The sequence below is a fragment of the Nitrospira sp. KM1 genome (assembly GCF_011405515.1).
Lineage (GTDB): Bacteria > Nitrospirota > Nitrospiria > Nitrospirales > Nitrospiraceae > Nitrospira_C.
In genome coordinates this window covers 1,154,015-1,172,621 of record NZ_AP022671.1, presented here as the reverse complement: position 1 = coordinate 1,172,621, position 18,607 = coordinate 1,154,015, and the positions used below count along the sequence as shown (strand labels likewise).

General features: G+C 55.7%; 15 protein-coding genes. 8 read left to right on the top strand and 7 right to left on the bottom strand.

All coding sequences use genetic code 11. The features are described 5' to 3' along the window. Nucleotides 1-4 precede the first annotated feature (4 nt). The gene (locus W02_RS05380; protein WP_173043557.1) at nt 5-199 is read left to right on the top strand and encodes a hypothetical protein; all 195 of its coding nucleotides are present in this window, start codon (nt 5-7) and stop codon (nt 197-199) included. A 7-nt stretch (nt 200-206) separates the two neighbouring features. Here the strand turns inward: W02_RS05380 and W02_RS05375 are convergent, their stop codons facing one another. The 5 genes from W02_RS05375 to W02_RS05355 all read right to left on the bottom strand — a co-directional run bounded on the left by W02_RS05375 (nt 207) and on the right by W02_RS05355 (nt 6,293). Continuing rightward, on the bottom strand, nt 207-1,094 hold the full coding sequence (locus W02_RS05375; protein ID WP_173045521.1) for a mannosyl-3-phosphoglycerate phosphatase: 888 nt from the start codon (nt 1,092-1,094) through the stop codon (nt 207-209). Nucleotides 1,095-1,124: 30 nt separating this feature from the next. Continuing rightward, a complete protein-coding gene (locus W02_RS05370; protein ID WP_173045519.1) occupies nt 1,125-1,829 on the bottom strand; it encodes a hypothetical protein in 705 nt (234 codons plus the stop codon). Next, the gene (locus W02_RS05365; protein ID WP_232068656.1) at nt 1,826-3,193 is read right to left on the bottom strand and encodes a glycosyltransferase; all 1,368 of its coding nucleotides are present in this window, start codon (nt 3,191-3,193) and stop codon (nt 1,826-1,828) included. Before W02_RS05365 ends, W02_RS05370 begins: the two co-directional genes overlap by 4 nt. Continuing rightward, the gene (locus tag W02_RS05360) at nt 3,154-4,398 is read right to left on the bottom strand and encodes a glycosyl transferase (RefSeq protein ID WP_173045517.1); all 1,245 of its coding nucleotides are present in this window, start codon (nt 4,396-4,398) and stop codon (nt 3,154-3,156) included. The genes W02_RS05365 and W02_RS05360 overlap by 40 nt, the downstream gene beginning before the upstream one ends. Nucleotides 4,399-4,637: 239 nt before the next feature. Continuing rightward, the gene (locus tag W02_RS05355; protein ID WP_173045515.1) at nt 4,638-6,293 is read right to left on the bottom strand and encodes an alpha-keto acid decarboxylase family protein; all 1,656 of its coding nucleotides are present in this window, start codon (nt 6,291-6,293) and stop codon (nt 4,638-4,640) included. A gap of 136 nt (nt 6,294-6,429) precedes the next feature. Between W02_RS05355 and W02_RS05350 the strand changes: the two genes are divergently transcribed. Next, nucleotides 6,430-7,623 carry a class I SAM-dependent rRNA methyltransferase gene (locus W02_RS05350; RefSeq protein WP_173045513.1) on the top strand — a complete coding sequence of 398 codons (1,194 nt, stop codon included), beginning with the start codon at nt 6,430-6,432 and terminating at the stop codon, nt 7,621-7,623. Nucleotides 7,624-7,629: 6 nt separating this feature from the next. Here W02_RS05350 and W02_RS05345 read toward each other — a convergent pair whose 3' ends face one another. Beyond that, complete coding sequence (locus tag W02_RS05345) at nt 7,630-8,031, bottom strand: XRE family transcriptional regulator (protein WP_232068655.1); 402 nt, start codon at nt 8,029-8,031, stop codon at nt 7,630-7,632. Between the two features lie 233 nt (nt 8,032-8,264). Between W02_RS05345 and W02_RS05340 the strand changes: the two genes are divergently transcribed. The 6 genes from W02_RS05340 to W02_RS05315 all read left to right on the top strand — a co-directional run bounded on the left by W02_RS05340 (nt 8,265) and on the right by W02_RS05315 (nt 16,803). Further along, nucleotides 8,265-8,606 carry a hypothetical protein gene (locus W02_RS05340; RefSeq protein WP_173045508.1) on the top strand — a complete coding sequence of 114 codons (342 nt, stop codon included), beginning with the start codon at nt 8,265-8,267 and terminating at the stop codon, nt 8,604-8,606. A gap of 29 nt (nt 8,607-8,635) precedes the next feature. After that, nucleotides 8,636-9,463: an RNA methyltransferase gene (locus W02_RS05335; RefSeq protein ID WP_173045506.1), complete on the top strand. Its 828-nt coding sequence runs from the start codon at nt 8,636-8,638 to the stop codon at nt 9,461-9,463. Between the two features lie 177 nt (nt 9,464-9,640). Continuing rightward, the gene (locus tag W02_RS05330) at nt 9,641-11,650 is read left to right on the top strand and encodes a S9 family peptidase (protein ID WP_173045504.1); all 2,010 of its coding nucleotides are present in this window, start codon (nt 9,641-9,643) and stop codon (nt 11,648-11,650) included. A gap of 202 nt (nt 11,651-11,852) precedes the next feature. Further along, a complete protein-coding gene (locus tag W02_RS05325; protein ID WP_173045502.1) occupies nt 11,853-12,863 on the top strand; it encodes a glycoside hydrolase family 3 protein in 1,011 nt (336 codons plus the stop codon). Nucleotides 12,864-13,226: 363 nt separating this feature from the next. Beyond that, complete coding sequence (locus tag W02_RS05320) at nt 13,227-14,414, top strand: acetate/propionate family kinase (RefSeq protein WP_173045500.1); 1,188 nt, start codon at nt 13,227-13,229, stop codon at nt 14,412-14,414. A gap of 19 nt (nt 14,415-14,433) precedes the next feature. Continuing rightward, entirely contained in the window at nt 14,434-16,803 is a 2,370-nt protein-coding gene (locus W02_RS05315) for a phosphoketolase (RefSeq protein ID WP_173045498.1), read from the top strand. A gap of 57 nt (nt 16,804-16,860) precedes the next feature. Here the strand turns inward: W02_RS05315 and W02_RS05310 are convergent, their stop codons facing one another. Continuing rightward, nucleotides 16,861-18,453 (bottom strand): DUF748 domain-containing protein, encoded by a 1,593-nt coding sequence (locus W02_RS05310; RefSeq protein ID WP_173045496.1) that lies wholly within the window; start codon nt 18,451-18,453, stop codon nt 16,861-16,863. Nucleotides 18,454-18,607: the final 154 nt, after the last annotated feature.

Genomic DNA, 18,607 nt, shown 5'->3' with positions numbered 1-18,607 from the left:
GATCGTGCAATATTGGGTGAAAGTGGTTTTTGTCGACAATCAGGAGCTGCTGGTGAAGGATGCGATCCGTCATACCATCAGCGACGACATGGAGGTATTGGAAGTCGACTCTGCGAAGGAAGTGTTCATCATTCCCATGAAACAAATCAAGTATCTGGCTTGCGATGCCACGGTGTTTGCCACGAAGAAGACTTCGTAATTGAGCATCACCGGCCCTGGTCGACGCGCTCGAATAATTCCAGCACCGCCCGGTTCCAGCCGGCAGGTCCGATCCCGCCCGCCCGTATCATTCCGGGCACATGGATATCTGGATCGTACGAGCCATCCGGTTTTTGAACCAGGATCGGATGATCGACCATCGCCAATAACGGCGCATCGTTGATGCTATCGCCGATCCCCACGGTCTCGATGCGGCCCGCCACCTCCTGCAGACGTATCTGGCGTTGGTAGCAGCGGAGCAATAGTGCGGCGGCCTGCCCCTTATCGTTGTCTCCGGTCAGATGGAAGAATCGGCTTCCTTTGGTCCATCGTAATCCCCGCGTGACGATCTGCCGGCAGACCTCTGCCACGAGCGCAGGCGGCCCCTCCAGCATGAACGGCTCGTCGTATTCCCTTTGTTGGGCCAGTATGGCGTCCGTGCGCGGGAGTGCCGTGGTCTGCATGATCTCTTCGACCGTCAGGTCACCGAAGCCGAGCAACGGCGTCTCCACAGCTTCTTCGACCTGCTTCAAGACGTCCCGAAGCATGTAATAGGGCAGCCCCAGTTCAATGACTTCGTATGGCGATCTGGTTCGTCCGCGTTCCAGGGGAAAATTGAAGAGGCCCTGTGGGACGAACACTGCGGCTCCGTTCTCGACGATAAACGGTCCCTGATGATTGAGCCGCATCCGCAGGGGTTCCATCTCGGCTCTGGTTTTGCTGGAAACCAGCACGAGGGGGACTTCTCGTTCCCGCAACAGCTGGAGTGCCTCCCTTGCCGAGTCAAATGAGTAGGTCGTGCTGTCCAGCAGAGACCCATCCAAGTCTGTAAACACCACGAGGTGTGTCAACGGTTTGTCCAATACCTCGGGAGACGATTCATGTCCAATTCTCAATGCCGGCTCCGTATCGTTAGTCCGGGCGTATTACCAATGGCGCAGATCATCGGACGAGCCGGGTTTGTTGCGCACAATGCGCCGTTCCAGAAAATCTTTCGCCATGTCGGTGGCTCCGAGTCCGAACGCAATTGCCGTGGCCAGCACAAGGCCGCCCCAGGTAATACCGAACCCCACGACGACGATGTGCTGCGCGATCCCCAATTGTTCGAGGGCCATGGCTGCGGCAAGCAGTTGCAAGCCCCACCGGGAGCAGTTGGCAATCAGTCGCGCGGGAGGCAGGCCGGCATTGACCGCGGCAATCAGGATCGCCTGCGAGGCGAAGTTCGAGCACACATACCCGGCCAGAAGAATCACCCCGGCTGTAATCATATGTGGGACATACGCCAGCAAGGATTGTGCGAACTGATTGATCGGCGCCAGATTGAGCACGCTGAGTGCGGCGACGCTGGCCAGCAGGACGATGGACCAGTACAACACACTCCCCACGATTCGTGACGGATCGGTCTTGATACCGGCCCGCAGCAATGCCGTCGTCATTCCCAATCGATTGCACAGATGATCGAAACCGAGGACCCGCAAGACGCGCTCCAACAGGGTGCTCGAGAGCCACGCAGCGAACAGCCCGCCGAGCAGCAAGATGCCCATGGCAAAGAGGTTCGGGAGAACGGCCAGCGCATAACGACCCAACAGTTCGAGCGGTTCCAATATGGCCCGGTCAACAAAGTCATTCATGACGACCTCCCAGTGTCCGTTGTCGGCCGTGACCCGAGTGTACGTTCGCCAGGCTGCGATTCCCGTTCCGACCAGCGTGCGAGCAAATAGGGCTTGCTGCGCTCAAACGTCATGCAGAGGTTGTCAATCGTGTGTTCAGCCTCGGCGGAGGTCAGGCCTTGGGTCGCACGTACGAAAGAGGCGGTTCGTCCCAGATACAGCGGCGTCAGCGATTTGAGGAGATGTTCGCGCGGCAAGCTCTGGCGGTGATAGGCCGTCGCGGCATCGAACACAATACGCGCCCACAGTTCGTCGGGAATACGGCAGTCTGCCTGTGCTTGTGGGTTGAGATCGATCAGTTCCTCGAGGCTTCCGGGGGTCAATATCTGTTTCCAAATCGGCTCAAGATCGGACAATCCCTGTTTGAAATGAGCGACCATGGTATCCACGTCGACACGGACGGGTTCCACGCCGACCTCGTAGGGAAAACCAAAGAGAGGGACGGGCTGCGATCCTTCCACTTTGGACCATACGTCGACGTGCTGTTCCATCGAAGCGAATAGGGAACCCACGACCTGCCGAAGCATGGCCGACAAATCGGATGCAGGATCCTTGGGATTGTGAATTTTTGCGCCAAGGAAACTTTGGCACACTCGCGCTCCGCTCGCGATGGCCTCGGTCGTCATCCAAATGTCGATGCCGAACCTCGCCACCTCGGAATCCCAGACGTGCTGATCGACATAATGTGTGGCCAAGGCGCCGGAAAAGCCGAACTCTCCGCCGATGGGCTGACGGATTTGTTTCCCGTAGAGCGCTCTCGTCAGCGGATAGGCCAGACTGTTGGTAATGGTGCCGTCATATTTGTGCCTGAGATAGAAGGGCGCCACATAGTCATAGCCCTGGTCGATCATGGGCCGTAGCAGCATCTCGATCCATTCCGGAGAGATACTGCGGAGATCGGCATCGACGACGGCGCAGGCCTTGGCTTTCAGACGTCTGGCGATTTCAAAAATGGTCCTGAACGCACTTCCCTTCCCGGGGATGCCGTGATACGGAGTCACGATCCGGTGAAGCACGCTTTGCCGGTCGGCAATCAGAAAGTGCTGATGGTCGACTGCGGTTTGGGCCACGATGCGGGTCGTGTCGTCAGATGATCCGCCGTCGGAGTTGACCAGCACGGTCCGTTCCTTTGGATAATATTTGGCAAGGCCGGCGCCGACGGCACGGACCACATGACCGACCGTGGCCGCATTGTTGTAGCTGGGAATGCCGACCAAGATATCGGCAGCCCCGATTTCCTTAAGAGCGGTCTCTGTCGCGGCCGCCAACGGTGTGGAGGTGGTGCTCATAGTGGTGCCGCCACGGATTCGGCGGTGGGATTCCACGCATGATCCTCTTCGACGGATTCGATGATCCGTTCAAATATGTCCGGGACGGCGTGTGCGACCCGGCTCCAATTCGAAATCATCGGCACGCCGAGAGCGTCCTCGCGGAACCCGTCGGTCGCGATTTTCATGCCCTGAAGGAATACCTCCACGGCCGTGCGTTCCTCATGGCGATCGAATGCGAGGCTGTTGATCGCCGCATCGTTTTCATAGCGGCTGATGGCTTCTTGCGCACTCTGAAGGTATGTCGCCCGCAATGTCTTCAACACTCCGTCCGACAAGATGACTCCCTCGCTGGCGAGATTACGGAACAATGACTTCGTGATATCAACGCACATTTTCAGCAGCCCGGCATTGGGATTGTCGTTCGAAAGGTCCTGATGCTTGTGTTCATAGGCATCCGCGATATCGGCCTGGCAGATGCGGCGAAGCGCGCAATTACGGTACACCTCCGCCAAGACGCCGATCTCCAGCCCCCAATCGCCTGGTATTCGGTTCGTCCATGCCAAATCCTTGACCATGGCAAATTCTCCGGCCAACGGGTAGCGGAAACTGTCGAGAAAGGTCAGCAGAGGATGCGGACCGACGAGTTGCTGAAGGCTACGGATCAGTGGCGTGATAAAGAGCCGCGTCACGCGGCCATGCAGCCGGTCAGTGACTCGACTGTAATAACCTTTGCAGAACTCGTAACCCAGATTCGGATTGGCCACGGGATAACAGAGGCGGGCTAGATACTCGCGATTGTAACTGGTGATGTCGCAATCGTGCAAGGCGATCACCTGGCTCTGATTGCGTGCGAGGATATAGCCGAACGCCATCCAACAACCCCGACCCTTTCCCGGCAGCCCGATGTCGATGTTGTTCGTGACCAGGCGGCTCAGAATATTCTGTATCCTGGCGCCATCGTTCCAGATGACCCGGACGCGGTGGGGGAGCTCTGAGAAATATTGCTTCGCCAAGCGAAACTCCAGCGCCGACGCTCGGTCCAGCGAGATGACGATTTCATTGAGATACGAGACTTTCTTGAGCGTTTCGACGATGTGTTTGAGCGCGGGTCTGCTCAATTCTGCATACAAAGACGGGAGTACGAGCGCGATAGGATGATCATGACCGTATCTGACGAGCTCTTGTTCCAATTGCTCGACATTGGGCCTGCCGAGACGATGTAAGACCGTGACTACGCCGTTCTGATAAAAATCGGACATCGCAACCTCCGAAGAGGGATTTGCAGGGGAGTCATTCTCTCCCTCTTGCCACGACTGCAGTGCATGATCACGTGACGCAAAAAAGGCACTGCCATCGCATGTCTTGCGATTACCTTTCAGTGCAGGCGACGTGCCACTTGCAGAGATTTCGTAGTTAAGATGATACCTTCGCGGAAAGAGGCTAAGCAAGTAGCCGAAGGATGTGAGGGAGCGTGTCTTCAGCCGGGGGGGATGATGGGCTAGGGACGGTCCGTTGCCAGCCGCTTGGCTAACCGATGAGCCAGTCTGACCATACCGGGGGAACGGTCGGCGGGATCCAAGAGCACGTTCAACACGTAAAGACTGTTTTGGTCCGCGAGCGCGGCTGCCAGACCACGCTCAAATTCATCTTGAGTGCGGATCCGCATCCCGCATCCGCCTCCGATCACGTCGCAAATTCGGTCGTAGTGCCAGTCGTGGATATCATTGAACGGACCCTCTAAAATTTCCCGTTCGGTTGAATATCCGCGATTGTTCAATACGATGACGATTGGAAATTGTCGGTACCGGACGGCGGTCGCGAGTTCGGTGCCCGTCATTTGAAACGCGCCGTCACCGACCAGCACGATCGATCGCACGGAAGGATCGGCAAAGGCGGCTCCGACGGCCGCCGGGACGGCAAAACCCATGGATGTGTAGTAGGCCGGGGAAAGAAATTCAAAGCGCCTGTGCACATGAAGATCGGCCGCGGCGAAAAGTGATTCGCCCACATCGGCCACGATGCGTGTCCGCGCATCCAGCACGCCGTCCAGGTGACGGAACAATCCGTAGAGGGTCACGTTCCCCTCCTGTTCAACCGGTTTGTGCTCGATTGGGAACGGATCGGGGAGCGGTCTCGAAGAAAACCGGGTAAACGGATACGTGCTGAGGGCACGGACGAAATCTTCGAAACGGATCGTGTCGTACCGATGATGCTTGATCGCGACCCGGTCGGCAGTGGCATGAACGGTGCGTCCTTCTAAGATCAATGGCGAACGTGCATCCAATCCTTCCATGTCGGAGAGAATGGACCCCAAGATCAGAAGACAATCGGAGTCATTGATGAACTGTTGAATTTCATCGCGTGCGATCAATCCGCCGTACACGCCGACATAGAGCGGATGGTCCTCCCGGATGATTGATTTTCCCAGCAGGGTTGACGCGATGGGGACGTTCAACTGTTCGACGAGACGGGCGAGATGATCCTGCAGGCCGAACCGGCCGATCTCAGCGCCGGCGAGAATTGCGGGTCGTTTGGCAGAGGCAAGCATCATGCGGACTTCTTCGATCGCCTCGTCGAGCGCAGCCGGATCGCTGGGTTCGTCGTTGAGACACAACGGCCGCAACGGAGTGCCCAGCGGCGTATGGACCAGGTCTCGCGGAATTTCTATATAGATGGGGCGTCGATAACGAAGCAATGCGGCAAACGCACGGTCCATTTCACGCTCGGCCGTCAGCGGATCATCAAGCGAGACGGCGGCCACGGTCATCCGCTCAAAGACATCGCGCTGCGTGGAAAACTCCCGAACCATGTGATGCATATAAGGCATCTTGGTGCGTTCGGACAGACCCGGCGAACCGGTGAGCAATACGACAGGAGAGCGTTCCGCGTACGCGCACGCAATGGCATTGACGGTATTCAAGCCACCGACGCAGTACGTGACGCAGGCGGCGCCTATTCCGTTGATGCGCGCATAGGCATCAGCAGCGAAGCCGGCGCAATCCTCCCGAGTGGTTCCGACGTGCTGGATCGGCGAGCGCTCAATCAGCTGATAGAGGGTGAGCACGTAGTCACCCGGAATGCCGAAAATGTGACGGACACCCAATTGGTGCAATCGCTCGATGACCGCTGATCCGATCGAAGCCGTATCGCTCATGTGTTCTGTATCGATTGCCTGTTGCCGACTCACTATCCGGAGTTATATGGTGCAGCAAACCACAGCGTGGTGTCGCCGTCAAGCCGAAAGCGTGACACCGGCGCGCTGCGCCATACATCGGAAGTGAGATCACCGTATGAGTTTGATCGAAGAGAAGCCTGTTGGACGGGCGATCCTGACGCGCGAGAAGGAAATCGTCGGAACCAGGCATCCGTGGATCTATGCCGGATTCGTCCAACGGGTCTCAGGCGACCCGAAAGCCGGCGATCTCATCGATCTTCATCTTCAAAACGGACGCTTTTATGCGAGAGGCTTTTTCAACCCCGACTCAAAAATCCGCGTACGGATTCTCTCATTCAATGACACGCCGGTCACACCTGGGTTCTGGAGAGAACGGATCGCACAAGCAGACCGGCTACGCCGCCGCATCGTGTCTGGTACCAATGCCTATCGGGTCATCTACGGCGAAGCCGATCTCTTGCCTGGCCTGATCGTGGACCGGTACGACGATGTCCTGGTCATGCAAACGCTATCGGCCGGCATGGATCGCAGAAAAGACCTCTTAGCGGGCATGCTGTGCGACGTGTGCGGCGTCACACGGATATATATGAGAAATGATGCGAAGAGCAGGATGCTGGAAGGGCTTCCTCTCGAGACCGGATTTGTACGAGGAAGCGGTTCTACGACCGTCGAAGTTCACGAAGGGCCGGCGAGATTCGTTGTCAATGTATCCGAAGGACAGAAGACGGGATGGTTCTGCGATCAGCGCGAAAACCGCATGGTCGCAGCGCGGATCGTTGCCGGCGCCCATGTGCTGGAGGGATTCTGTCACACGGGCGCATTTGGCATCCATGCGGCGCTTGAAGGGGCCAGCTCTGTGACCGGGATAGATGTGAGTGCAGAGGCGCTGTCTCTCGCTCGCCGCCACGCTGCCATGAACGGCGTCGAAACCCGTTGCTCGTACCATCAGGGCGATGCGTTTGAAGAGATGCGGCGCATGAATCGAGAAGGGGAGCGGTATGATGTGGTGTTTCTGGATCCTCCGGCATTTGCCAGAAGCAAACAGGCGGTGCCAAAGGCCTTGGCTGGCTATAAAGACGTGAATCTACTTGGAATTCGTCTGACAAAGCCTGATGGGATATTGGTGACCAGTTCTTGTTCGCACCATGTGTCTGAGGAGGCCTTCAAAAATGCGATCTACAAGGCCGCTTACGATGCCAAACGCCAGCTCAAATTGCTTGAGCTGAGAGGACAGGGACGCGACCACCCGATTCTTCCAGAAATGCCTGAGACCCGGTATCTGAAATGCCTCCTATTCCATGTCGCGTAAATACATTCAATCGCTCGGTGGTTCGAAATGGCCCGAGGGCCTATTTTGCCACGGGATGCTCGACTGTTTTGACTGCTTGACGAGACTCCGCAGGCTCGCCTCCGCAGCTCGTAATAATTTGGGATCGGCATGTTGCATGAGTACTGTCAGGAGCACATAGAGAGAGTGGTCCATCCGAGACGCGGACAAAATGCGCGCGGTGACCGGATCGGGTTCTTCCGGCTTGTCACCATCCTCATCATCCGATTCGTGAAATAGTTGTTGAAATGCGGTGGGATGACTGAACATCCACGCCACAGGAATTTTCAGCGAGGCGGCTATCGATTCGAGCAAAGATGCCGGCGGGTCTATCGTCCCGGTTTCGATGTCTTCAAGAACACGAGATTCAAGATGCGATTCCGATGCCAAACCTTCGAGCGATAAGCCTTTTGAGAGTCTCCAAGCTTGGATCTGCGGACCAATTGGCATTTGGAGATATTACTGAAAATGGTACCTGAGCTGCAATACGAACTTGAACGGATTTTCTGGTCATGTCTTTTTAATTCAATGGCTTATGCAGAAATTCTCACAGTGGAAGATGAATGATCAAATCATGTAGAATGCCTTTGATGATTATCCCCTCAGGGGGTGAGGAGGCAAGCATGTTAGGGACGGATATTCGTGGAATTATGGCGGAAGAAGAGGAAGTTCAACGCCGGAGGCAGGCTTTGAAATCCCTCTTGTCCATGCGAACCAAACAATTGCGTGAATCGCTGGACCAACGCATTAAGCGGGCCAGAACTGGTGGGGACTGGGTCTCTTTGTCCAAAGAAGAGTGCGCGACATTGCATCGGCAAGAAAGGGCGCATCTCAAGTCACAGCTCGAGCAATTGCAGCATGAAGATGACCGCACGAAAGGAAAGTTAACCGCCCTGAAACGAGCAAAGGCCCGGGCGCAACGGATTCGGGCTGCAGAAGCCGCATCAGGTCGCAAGCGCCGTTGATTTCCGGTTGGTAGGGTGAACCGTTAAGCGTGCCTGCTCTCACTCGCCCGTTGACGCGCGCCTCAGCGGCGCACATCAGAAAACTCCTTCATGAAAAGCGGACTCGCGAAGCCGACGGCACCTTCGTCGTCGAAGGTGCCAAGGCTGTGCGGGACGTGCTCGCCGAATATCCCTCTCTCGTTCAAACGGTCGTGACTACGCCGGCATATTGCCGACGGGAACTTCCGACCGACCGACACCTGAGAGAGACATCAGGGGTTTTCTCCTATACATGCTCCAGCCAAGTCTTCGCGACGCTGTCGAATGTCCGGACTCCTCAAGAAATACTTGCCGTCGTCAAGCAACCGGTCTGGAGCGAGTCTGAGGTCTTGAGCCAAGACCGTGTGCTGGGGTTGTTCGGAGAGAGGATTCAGGATCCTCTGAATCTTGGAGCGATTATTCGGACGGCCGCCGCGCTGAATTCCACTGCACTGTGGCTGACCTCGGACTCGGTTGATCGGTTCAATCCCAAAGTTGTTCGGGCGACCGGCGGAGCCTTGCTGTGCCTTCCGATGTTCATTAGACCGGACGTGGCCGGCTTATCCTCCAAAGGGTGCGCGGTCTATGCGTCGGATGCGTCTTTGCGCGAAGCCGTGGAAATCGAGAGCATTCATTCGATTCCGGATCGTCTCATCCTCGTCTTCGGAAATGAAGGGCAAGGCGTGAGCGAGCATACGAGGAGAGCGGCCGTAGTGCGATTCTCCATCCCCATACGTTCCAGTATGGAATCTCTCAACGTGTCTGCAAGTGTAGCGATCGCACTTCACTATTTTGGGCGCCTTCCGACTATTGCTGGACAATCTCTCCCTTCGATGTAAGATCAATCACGTTTGGAATCCTTTCCATATCGTGAAGCGACCGCTCGCGATCAACTTATGCGTGGGGGTGCGATGTGCTTAGAATCGTCTCTCGGGCGGCGTTTCAAGCGACCGCTGAACCCAAGTGCTACACATACTATTTCACATCCGCTATTCATACTGATCATCCGCGTCCTCATGCTCGGTTCTCTCTTGGAAGGCTGTTCTTCCTACGAGCAGATTATTTCGGAACCGTTGCCGCTCGAAACAGGAAACTCGATATCTGGCCGTCTTCCCATCAAGTCCTTTGCCTCGCTCCCATTAATTCAATCCATGAAGTTGTCTCCCTCGGGGACCCATCTGGCTTCAATACAAAACATTGGAACCAAGACCTATGTCGTGACGTCCACCCACGATGGCAAGAATCTCAAAAGAATTCTGGAAAGCGAGAACAAAACGTTCTCAGTCCGATGGTTTGAATGGTTCGATGATGAACGGTTGCTGGTCAGCGTCATGGTGGCGGACGTCAGGCGTGATACGGCTGTTCACCATAAATGGGTGCAGACCCGTCTTTTCGCCATCAATCGCGATGGCTCGAATCTCAAGACCGACCTGGTCACGCCGGAGGTGGATCCGTTGCGTGGCCAGCCCGATCATCTGCCGCAGCTTCAAGATGGAATGATCGGGAGAATACCAGGTGATTCACGTTCCATCCTGATCGCCTTGGATTTTAAGACTCCCACCTATCCGGATGTCTACAAACTCGACGTGTATACCGGTGAACGGGAGTTGGTCGAACGAAACATCTATGGAATTCGCACCTGGGTTGCCGACCGTCAGGGTGTTGTCCGCTTGGGAGTGGCCGTGGAGGGCACGACGATTCATTATCTCGTCAAGATACCGGGAAGAGATTCATGGCAAACCCTGCGCAAATTCGACGTCGAACGAGAAGCCGGATTGGCGCCGTTGGGATTCGATGAAGATCCGAACATACTGTATGTCAAACAGGATCTTGACGGACGATCTGCTGTCTACAGAATGGATCTGTCCAATCTCGAATCACCGCCGGCCCTCTTGGCTTCTCATGCTGTTTACGACGTGAATGGAAGTCTCATCTATGCTCCCTGGTTGAAACGCGCGGTCGGTCTGCAGTATGACGCCGATACATCGAAGAACACGTATTGGAGCGCTGATGTGGAAACGTTGCACGCCAGAGTGAATGTGGCCCTTCCGGGACGGGCCAATATTATCTATAGCAGCAGTCACGATGGCTTGCGCCATCTGGTTACCTCCGAACACGCCACGCAGCCGCGGCAATGGTATCTTCTGGACGAACCCAGTAATCGACTGATTTGGATTGCAGACGCCTACCCGGACTTGAATCCGAAAGTACTGGCCGAGCCGGCTCCTCTCACCGTCAAAGCCAGGGATGGAACGATTCTGCATGGGTACTTCACCAAGCCACCCGGCCGGAACGTGCGTCGGCCGCTCATACTCTTTCCTCACGGCGGACCGGTCTACAGAGATGATCGGAGCTTTGATTACTGGACGCAGTTTTTCGTCAGTCGAGGTTGGTCCGTTTTGCAGGTCAATTTCAGGGGATCGAGCGGGTACGGACGCGAATTTATGGAAGCGGGATTCAAGCGGTGGGGTCTTGAAATGCAGGACGATCTGACGGATAGCGTGCAACAGGTCGTTGCTCGGGGTCTGGCGGATCCGAATCGAATATGCATCGTAGGAGGAAGTTATGGCGGATACGCCGCGCTGATGGGTATTGCCAAAACACCGGACGCCTACAGGTGTGCCGTGAGTTTTGCGGGCGTATCCGATCTCCAGTTTTTGCTGCAGCAGAACATACATAACGTAAACTATAGAATAGGATGGGAACGGCAACTGGGATCGGCATGGTCCGACCGCGCCCGCTTAAACGCCACCTCTCCTATCAATCATGTGGAGAAGATTCGGACGCCGCTCTTAATGATGCATGGCGCGGAAGATCGCGTCGTATTGGTTGAGCAATCACGTGAAATGGCGGTCGCTTTGAAGAAGGCCGGCAATACAAATTTTCGGTATGTGGAATTTCCTGATGGAGACCATCACCTGAGCCGTGCGGAGGATCGTATCAGAGTGTTTAATGAAATGGAAAAGTTTCTGGCTACACATCTCGACGGCCCGCTGACGGCAGCCCGTGCTGGTCTTGCGCACTAAGGTGCGACGATCTGGTCAGGTATACTCATGCTGCCAAACAACGAATATCCTGCTTCTTCCTCCGGCAGCCACATCCGTAAATGGGTATAATAGAGGCCGTTCCACTTATCTGAAGACCTTCTTTCTCCATTTGACCGGCTTCTAGATATTTTTTATTGTTCGGCCGCTGGTGCTAGGCAGATCCGAGCTCCGGGGGGATTTCATGGTTCGTATCGACGTCGGACAATGTTTCCTGCTTGGATTCCGGGGACTCGATATCCCTGATTGGCTCAGAACCTTTGCCGCCAGTTATGGCCTGGGCGGTGTCATCCTCTTCGATTTCAACTGCCAGACTAGGACGTATCAGAACAATATCGATTCTCCGGATCAGGTACGAGCACTCTGTGCTGACATTACGGCATTGCCTTCCCGTCCTCTGGTGTTCGTCGATCAGGAAGGTGGAAGAGTCTGCCGATTGAAGTCGGCGCGAGGATTCGCTCCTCTGCCCAGTCAGCAAGTATTCAACGAGTTGTCGGACTCGGATAAGCGCCGCCTCGCCGCCGACAGTTTTTGCGAACTACGCCGTCTTGGATTTCATTACAATCTGGCTCCCGTGATCGACCTGAACTTGAACCCGATGAACCCCGATATCGGTGCAATCGGCCGGTCCTATTCTAATGATCCGGATGCTGTTCGTGCGAATGTCCGCATCCTCAATGATGTCGCGCACGATGCGGGAATCGGATTGAGCCTGAAGCATTTTCCAGGACTCGGCGGTGCAATTCAAAACAGCCATCACGATCTCACGGACGTTTCCTGCACGATCACTGATGAGCAACTGCGTCTCTTTTACGATTTGGGACACTCGCTGGTGGGCGACAGTGTTGTGGTGAGCCACGGCATAGTCCATCAGTGGGAGGCAGATAGACCCGTTTCCATGTCGTCAATAGCGATAGGAAAGCTTCGTCAACGCATCCCCGACGCATTACTCATTTCAGATGATCTTCAGATGCAGGGACTGCAGAAGAAATACTCAACCCGAGAGGCTGTCGAATTGGGACTGCGGGCAGGGCTTGATCTGCTGTGCATTGGAAACAACTTGATGCCTGAAGATGAAGAAGCATTGACTCATGCGCAATATCTTACGGAAGATGCACTCGCGAATCCCATTCTCGCCGATAGAGTCGAGCAGGGCTGCCAACGGGTCCTACGTGCGAAAGCCCGATTTGCCTAGCCTCCCGTACCAGACCGACCATGTGGTTGTGTCAGCGCGTCAAGTGGATCTAGGCTCGACACAAGAACGCTTCGCTGGTCTCCATCCTTCGCACCAATTATCGATCGCTGTGCTCTGTGGAGCAGGCCTTGCCATGGTCGAAGTGACTGACAGGAGGCCTGCCCTTTGAGTGGAAATGTCGCCGCAAGATTGTGAGGAATGTGACTATGAATACCCATGAGTTTTTGCCATAGTGGCTCATGGTGCAAAGAAAAGCGTGAGTGATCTATCGACTGAAGATGTTACATGTCGATCGAGGTATGCTGTCTGAAGTTCAGAACTTGATGTCAGTGCACAGTCGATGTCAGGTGGTTTAGCTTAACCATGGACACGAAAGAACCCTTGATTCTCACCATGAACGGCGGATCATCGAGTCTCAAATCGTCTCTTTATGTGGGCGGGTCACAGCTCAAATGTCTCGCAACTGCATCGATCGAAAGGATTGGAACCACCGGCAGCACCATGATCATGACTGACCGGACCACGGGGAAAAATGAAAAGCGTGCCGTCAATGCTCCGACACACGGCGCCTGCGTCGAGCCGCTTATGGACAGTCTTAAGGACAAAGGCAATCTGGGTGACATTGTTGCCGTTGGTCATCGAGTCGTCCATGGTGGGCCGGCGTATCGAACCCATGCACGCGTGACAATGGACATGCTGACTGAGCTGCGTCGGATCGGCCCATACGACCCCGAGCACCTTCCGGTTGAAATCGACCTGATAGAAGAATTCGGACGACGCTTTCCTTCGGCTCCTCAAGTAGCCTGTTTCGATACGGCTTTCCATCGTACGATGCCGCGCATCGCCCAGATTCTCCCGATTCCCCGACGGTATGCCGAAATGGGCGTCCAGCGCTACGGGTTTCACGGGTTGTCCTACGCGTTTTTGATGAACGAGTTGACCAGGATCGCGCCGGACAAAGGCGAAGGCCGGGTCATTCTCGCTCATCTGGGAAACGGGGCGAGTATGGCCGCCGTCTCGAAGGGACAGAGCGTTGAAACGACGATGGGATTTACGCCGACCTCCGGACTGCCCATGAGCAGACGATCAGGTGATTTGGATCCCGGCCTGGTTGCCTATCTGGCCCGCACGGAACGCATGGACGCGGAGCGCTTTCACGCGATGGTCAATAAGGAGTCCGGGTTATTGGGAATGTCGGAATACAGCTCTGACCTGCGTGATCTGCTCGAGCGCGAATCCCTCGACTCCAGAGCGGCGGAGGCTGTCGAGGTCTTTTGTTATCAGGCAAGAAAGTGGATCGGCGCTTTGGCCGCCGCGTTGGGAGGACTTGATACGCTGGTTTTTAGCGCCGGCATCGGGGAGCATTCGCCGGTTATTCGAGCCCGCATCTGTGCGGGACTCGGATTTCTGGGCGTGGAGATCGATGCTGCCCGAAATGAAGCGAACGCCCGCATGATTTCGCGAGACGGGTGCCGGGTGACCATCATGGTCATTCCAACTGATGAAGAACAGGAGATCGCCAGGACCGTATGGGCAATGATCGGATCATAATCAGGAGCGAAGAAGACCTATGAAACCAAAAAAGAAGAATGATGGACGCATGAGCGCCGGCTTGCTCGACAGAATGGACGCCTATTGGCGGGCCGCGAATTATCTTTCAGTCGGTCAGATCTACCTGCTCGACAACCCCCTGTTGAAGAAGCGTCTCACGCGCGCGCACATCAAACCTCGGCTGCTGGGCCATTGGGGTACCACGCCCGGACTCAATTTTATTTACGTCCATCTAAACCGAGTCATCAAAGCTCAGGACCTCAACATGATGTATATCGCCGGTCCCGGACACGGTGGTCCGGGTGTTGTCGCAAACACCTACCTGGAAGGGACGTACAGTGAAGTGTATCCGCATGTCTCTCAGGACGAAGAAGGGATGAAGAAGCTCTTCAAGCAATTTTCGTTTCCCGGCGGCATACCAAGCCATGTGGCGCCGGAAACGCCCGGCTCAATTCACGAAGGGGGAGAACTCGGCTATGCCCTTGTCCATGCATTCGGCGCTGTGTTCGACAACCCTGATTTGATCGTGGCCGCCGTCGTTGGGGATGGAGAGGCGGAGACCGGCCCCCTGGCTGCGAGTTGGCATTCCAATAAGTTTCTCAATCCGGTCCGCGACGGCGCCGTTCTGCCGATTCTGCATTTGAACGGATACAAGATCGCCGGTCCGACCGTGCTTGCCCGTGTTCCGAAGGATGAATTGACAGCGCTGTTCAACGGGTACGGCTACCGGCCGATATTCGTTGAAGGCGATGACCCGATGCCGATGCATCGCGCCATGGCCGCTGCGCTGGACGACGCGACAGCCGATATCCGGACGATTCAGACCACCGCTCGTACCAAAGGATTTTCTCAACGTCCTCGCTGGCCCATGATTATCCTCCGCTCACCCAAGGGCTGGACGGGGCCGAAAGAAGTCGACGGGAAGAAGATCGAAGGCACCTTTCGCGCGCATCAAGTGCCGATGGGTGACATGGAAAAAACGTCGCATGTTCGTATCCTTGAACGATGGATGAAATCCTACAGACCTCAACAGTTGTTCGATACATCGGGCAGACTGATAGCCGAACTGGCGGAACTGGCGCCGGTCGGAACCAGGCGCATGAGCGCCAATCCTCATGCGAATGGCGGGTTGCTCTTGAAGGAACTCCGGCTGCCGGATTTCCGAGACTATGCGGTTTCAATTCCGAAGCCGGGATCGATGGAAGCCGAAGCGACCAGGGTACAGGGCCGGTTCATCCGAGACGTTCTGAAGATGAATGCGCGCAAGTTCAGAATTTTCGGTCCGGATGAGACCGCTTCCAATCGCTGGACGGCCGTGTTCGAGGTGGACGAGCGTTGTTCCACGGCGGAAGTGCTGAAGACCGACGATCACGTGTCGGCTGCAGGCCGTGTGATGGAGGTCCTCAGTGAACACATGTGCCAGGGATGGCTTGAAGGCTATCTGCTCACAGGACGTCACGGATTTTTCAATTGCTATGAAGCGTTCATCCATATCGCGGACTCCATGTTCAATCAGCATGCGAAGTGGTTGAAGGTCACCAATCATCTGGACTGGAGACGTCCTATTGCGTCGCTGAATTATCTCCTGACCTCCCACGTGTGGAGACAGGATCACAACGGTTTCAGTCATCAGGATCCTGGATTTATCGATCACGTCGTCAATAAGAAGGCCGAGGTCATTCGTGTATATCTCCCGCCGGATGCCAATACCCTCCTGTCGGTCACGGACCATTGCCTGCGCAGCCGCCAGCATGTCAACGTCATCGTGGCCGGCAAGCAGCCCGCTCCGCAGTGGCTGGATATGGATGCGGCGATCAAGCATTGCATCAGCGGTGTCGGGATTTGGAAGTGGGCGAGCAACGACCAAGATGGTGAGCCGGATGTGGTCATGGCCTGCTGCGGGGATGTGCCGACACTGGAAACGCTGGCGGCCGTATCGTTGTTGCGCGAGTATTTTCCTGATCTGAGAGTCCGGGTGGTGAACGTGGTGGATCTCATGAAGCTGCAGCCGACCAGTGAGCATCCGAACGGGCTGAGCGATCCGGATTTCAACTCGTTATTCACGACCAACAAGCCGATCATCTTCGCGTTCCATGGCTACCCCATGCTGATCCACCGGCTGACGTACCGGCGCGCCAATCACCACAATTTGCATGTGAGAGGCTACAAGGAGGAAGGGACGACGACTACACCGTTCGACATGACGGTGTTGAACGACCTTGACCGCTTCCACTTGGTCGCCGACGTGATTCATCGGGCCGCCCTCCAAGGGTCGCGAGCTGACTATGTCAAACAGTCGATTCGCAACAAACTGATCGAGCATAAACAATACATCGCCACCTATGGGGAGGACATGCCGGAAATCCGGAATTGGAAGTGGAAGGGGTAGCGAAAGATAGAGGCAGACACTCAAAATCGCACGGTGTGGAAGTGAAATCCGTTACGGTCAGGCTTTGTGTTTTTCGAGACCTGGCAGCACCGCGTTGAAAAACGCGTTTTGAATGAGCTTTCCGATGATATGTGGGATATCGATACGGGCGTCTTGGATCGATCCGGATACAGTGGTCTTGGTTGCCACTTCCTTCCGTGAGTCGCTTTTCAATAAGTCGACAATGCCGCCTACCGTCGCTTCATAGGCTCGTTGGGCCAGCGCCTTCTCCTTGTCCTGCTGAGGATCGTATATTTCCACATCCTTGAAGAACGGTTTGACGTAGCCAGTGATCTTGTCTCCTCTGACTGACAGTTCACTGAAAAACGCAAACGTGCCGTCGGTCACATCGAGATGGCCGTAGGCCTGCAAGACGTTATTCAGACTGACGACCTTTGTTCGAATAATCCTCACATTCAAATCGAAATCAGGAGCAGATTGTCCTGGCCGAATGGCTCCTCGGATGACCGTTGGGCCGTGTCCCATGAACTTTCCATTGAGCTCCACCGTTGCGGTTCCGTCCTCCTGGCGGTTGCTGACGTGCTCCAATTGCACATTCGTATCGGAGAGGAACACGCGGTACTCCCTGGAGGTCGCCTTATCGATAAAGCCAAATTCACTGTCCGAGAGCTGTCCGTGCTCTACAGTGATGCGGAGGTACGGATTGCGCGAGGCCGGTTTGGATTTGTCATTACTGGACGGGGTCTTCTGGACAGGCTGCCAGCCTCCCTGAGGACGAACCACGTCGATCGCGGCTTGTTGGACGGCCAGCGTGTCGAGCGTGACCGTCGTCCATTCACCTGATTGCGACAACGTTCCACTCAAGTCGAGTTCTCCGCTTCGGATTTGGACGTTGTATCGTTGCATAACCGGCATCAACTCGGTGAGCCGCAACCGATGCGCCGTGATGGTGGAATCGACTTTTGGAAGCGGAGAGGCAAACACGTCCGCCTGTCCGTCGAACTCCAGCCCTGTCTGGTCGTTGAGGCCAGCAGTTGCCTGCCAGGTCACGGGGTGCGAGGCTCCGCCTTCCTGACGGTTTGTGAGATTGGCTGCGGTCACCGAAAGCGACTGAAGGTGAAGCGGTTCCGTGGCTCCCGTCCCATAGATGTTGATGTGCCCGTTCCGTATCGAGAGGGAAGTTTGAAACGGCATCGCCTGTCTGGCGCGATTCTGAAAAGCTGCGACGTGAGCCTTGACGAGTTCTCGGTCCTTGTTGAGGAGCCGTTCAATCTGTTGTTGGGATACGGAGACGACCGGCGAGTCGATTTGAATGTCGCCGATCATCATGGCCGAGAAGATCGATGATAGCTGTAAGGTCGTTGTGATGTGGGGAATCACCACCTGAGGTGCTTGCGAGGAGTCGTGCCTCCGCAGAGTGACATCGCGCAGTTCGGCCGACACCGCCAGCGGATGCAATTCGAGTCCGCCGATGGTGACGTGATATCCGGGGAGTCCTGCATTGGCGCGTTCTTCGAGGTAGATCCGTAGCGGTTCATCAATGAAAAAGATGCCGACGAGCGCCGCAAGCAGAAGCAGGCCGACGACAAGACCCGCATAGATCCAGCCCGGTCGGCCGGTTCTCTCGGAAAATTTTTGGGGTTGTCTCACCCTGCCATCCTAGTGCACGGCCAACCCCTGGTCAAATCGCTTAATTCCGTGTGAGGTGCCAGAGCCATGGCCGGAAGAACCACCGATACCCGTACTGCATTCTTCCGGCCCGCGCGGCTGACTGTGTCTGATCGTGTATTGAGCTAGGGTACGT

What these genes read in the sequence shown, in the direction of transcription:
- W02_RS05370 (WP_173045519.1), bottom strand. Translation starts at nt 1,829, where the DNA reads ATGAATGACTTTGTTGACCGGGCCATATTGGAACCGCTCGAACTGTTG.
- W02_RS05360 (WP_173045517.1), bottom strand. Translation starts at nt 4,398, where the DNA reads ATGTCCGATTTTTATCAGAACGGCGTAGTCACGGTCTTACATCGTCTC.
- W02_RS05355 (WP_173045515.1), bottom strand. Translation starts at nt 6,293, where the DNA reads ATGAGCGATACGGCTTCGATCGGATCAGCGGTCATCGAGCGATTGCAC.
- W02_RS05350 (WP_173045513.1), top strand. Translation starts at nt 6,430, where the DNA reads ATGAGTTTGATCGAAGAGAAGCCTGTTGGACGGGCGATCCTGACGCGC.
- W02_RS05340 (WP_173045508.1), top strand. Translation starts at nt 8,265, where the DNA reads ATGTTAGGGACGGATATTCGTGGAATTATGGCGGAAGAAGAGGAAGTT.
- W02_RS05330 (WP_173045504.1), top strand. Translation starts at nt 9,641, where the DNA reads ATGCTCGGTTCTCTCTTGGAAGGCTGTTCTTCCTACGAGCAGATTATT.
- W02_RS05325 (WP_173045502.1), top strand. Translation starts at nt 11,853, where the DNA reads ATGGTTCGTATCGACGTCGGACAATGTTTCCTGCTTGGATTCCGGGGA.
- W02_RS05320 (WP_173045500.1), top strand. Translation starts at nt 13,227, where the DNA reads ATGGACACGAAAGAACCCTTGATTCTCACCATGAACGGCGGATCATCG.
- W02_RS05315 (WP_173045498.1), top strand. Translation starts at nt 14,434, where the DNA reads ATGAAACCAAAAAAGAAGAATGATGGACGCATGAGCGCCGGCTTGCTC.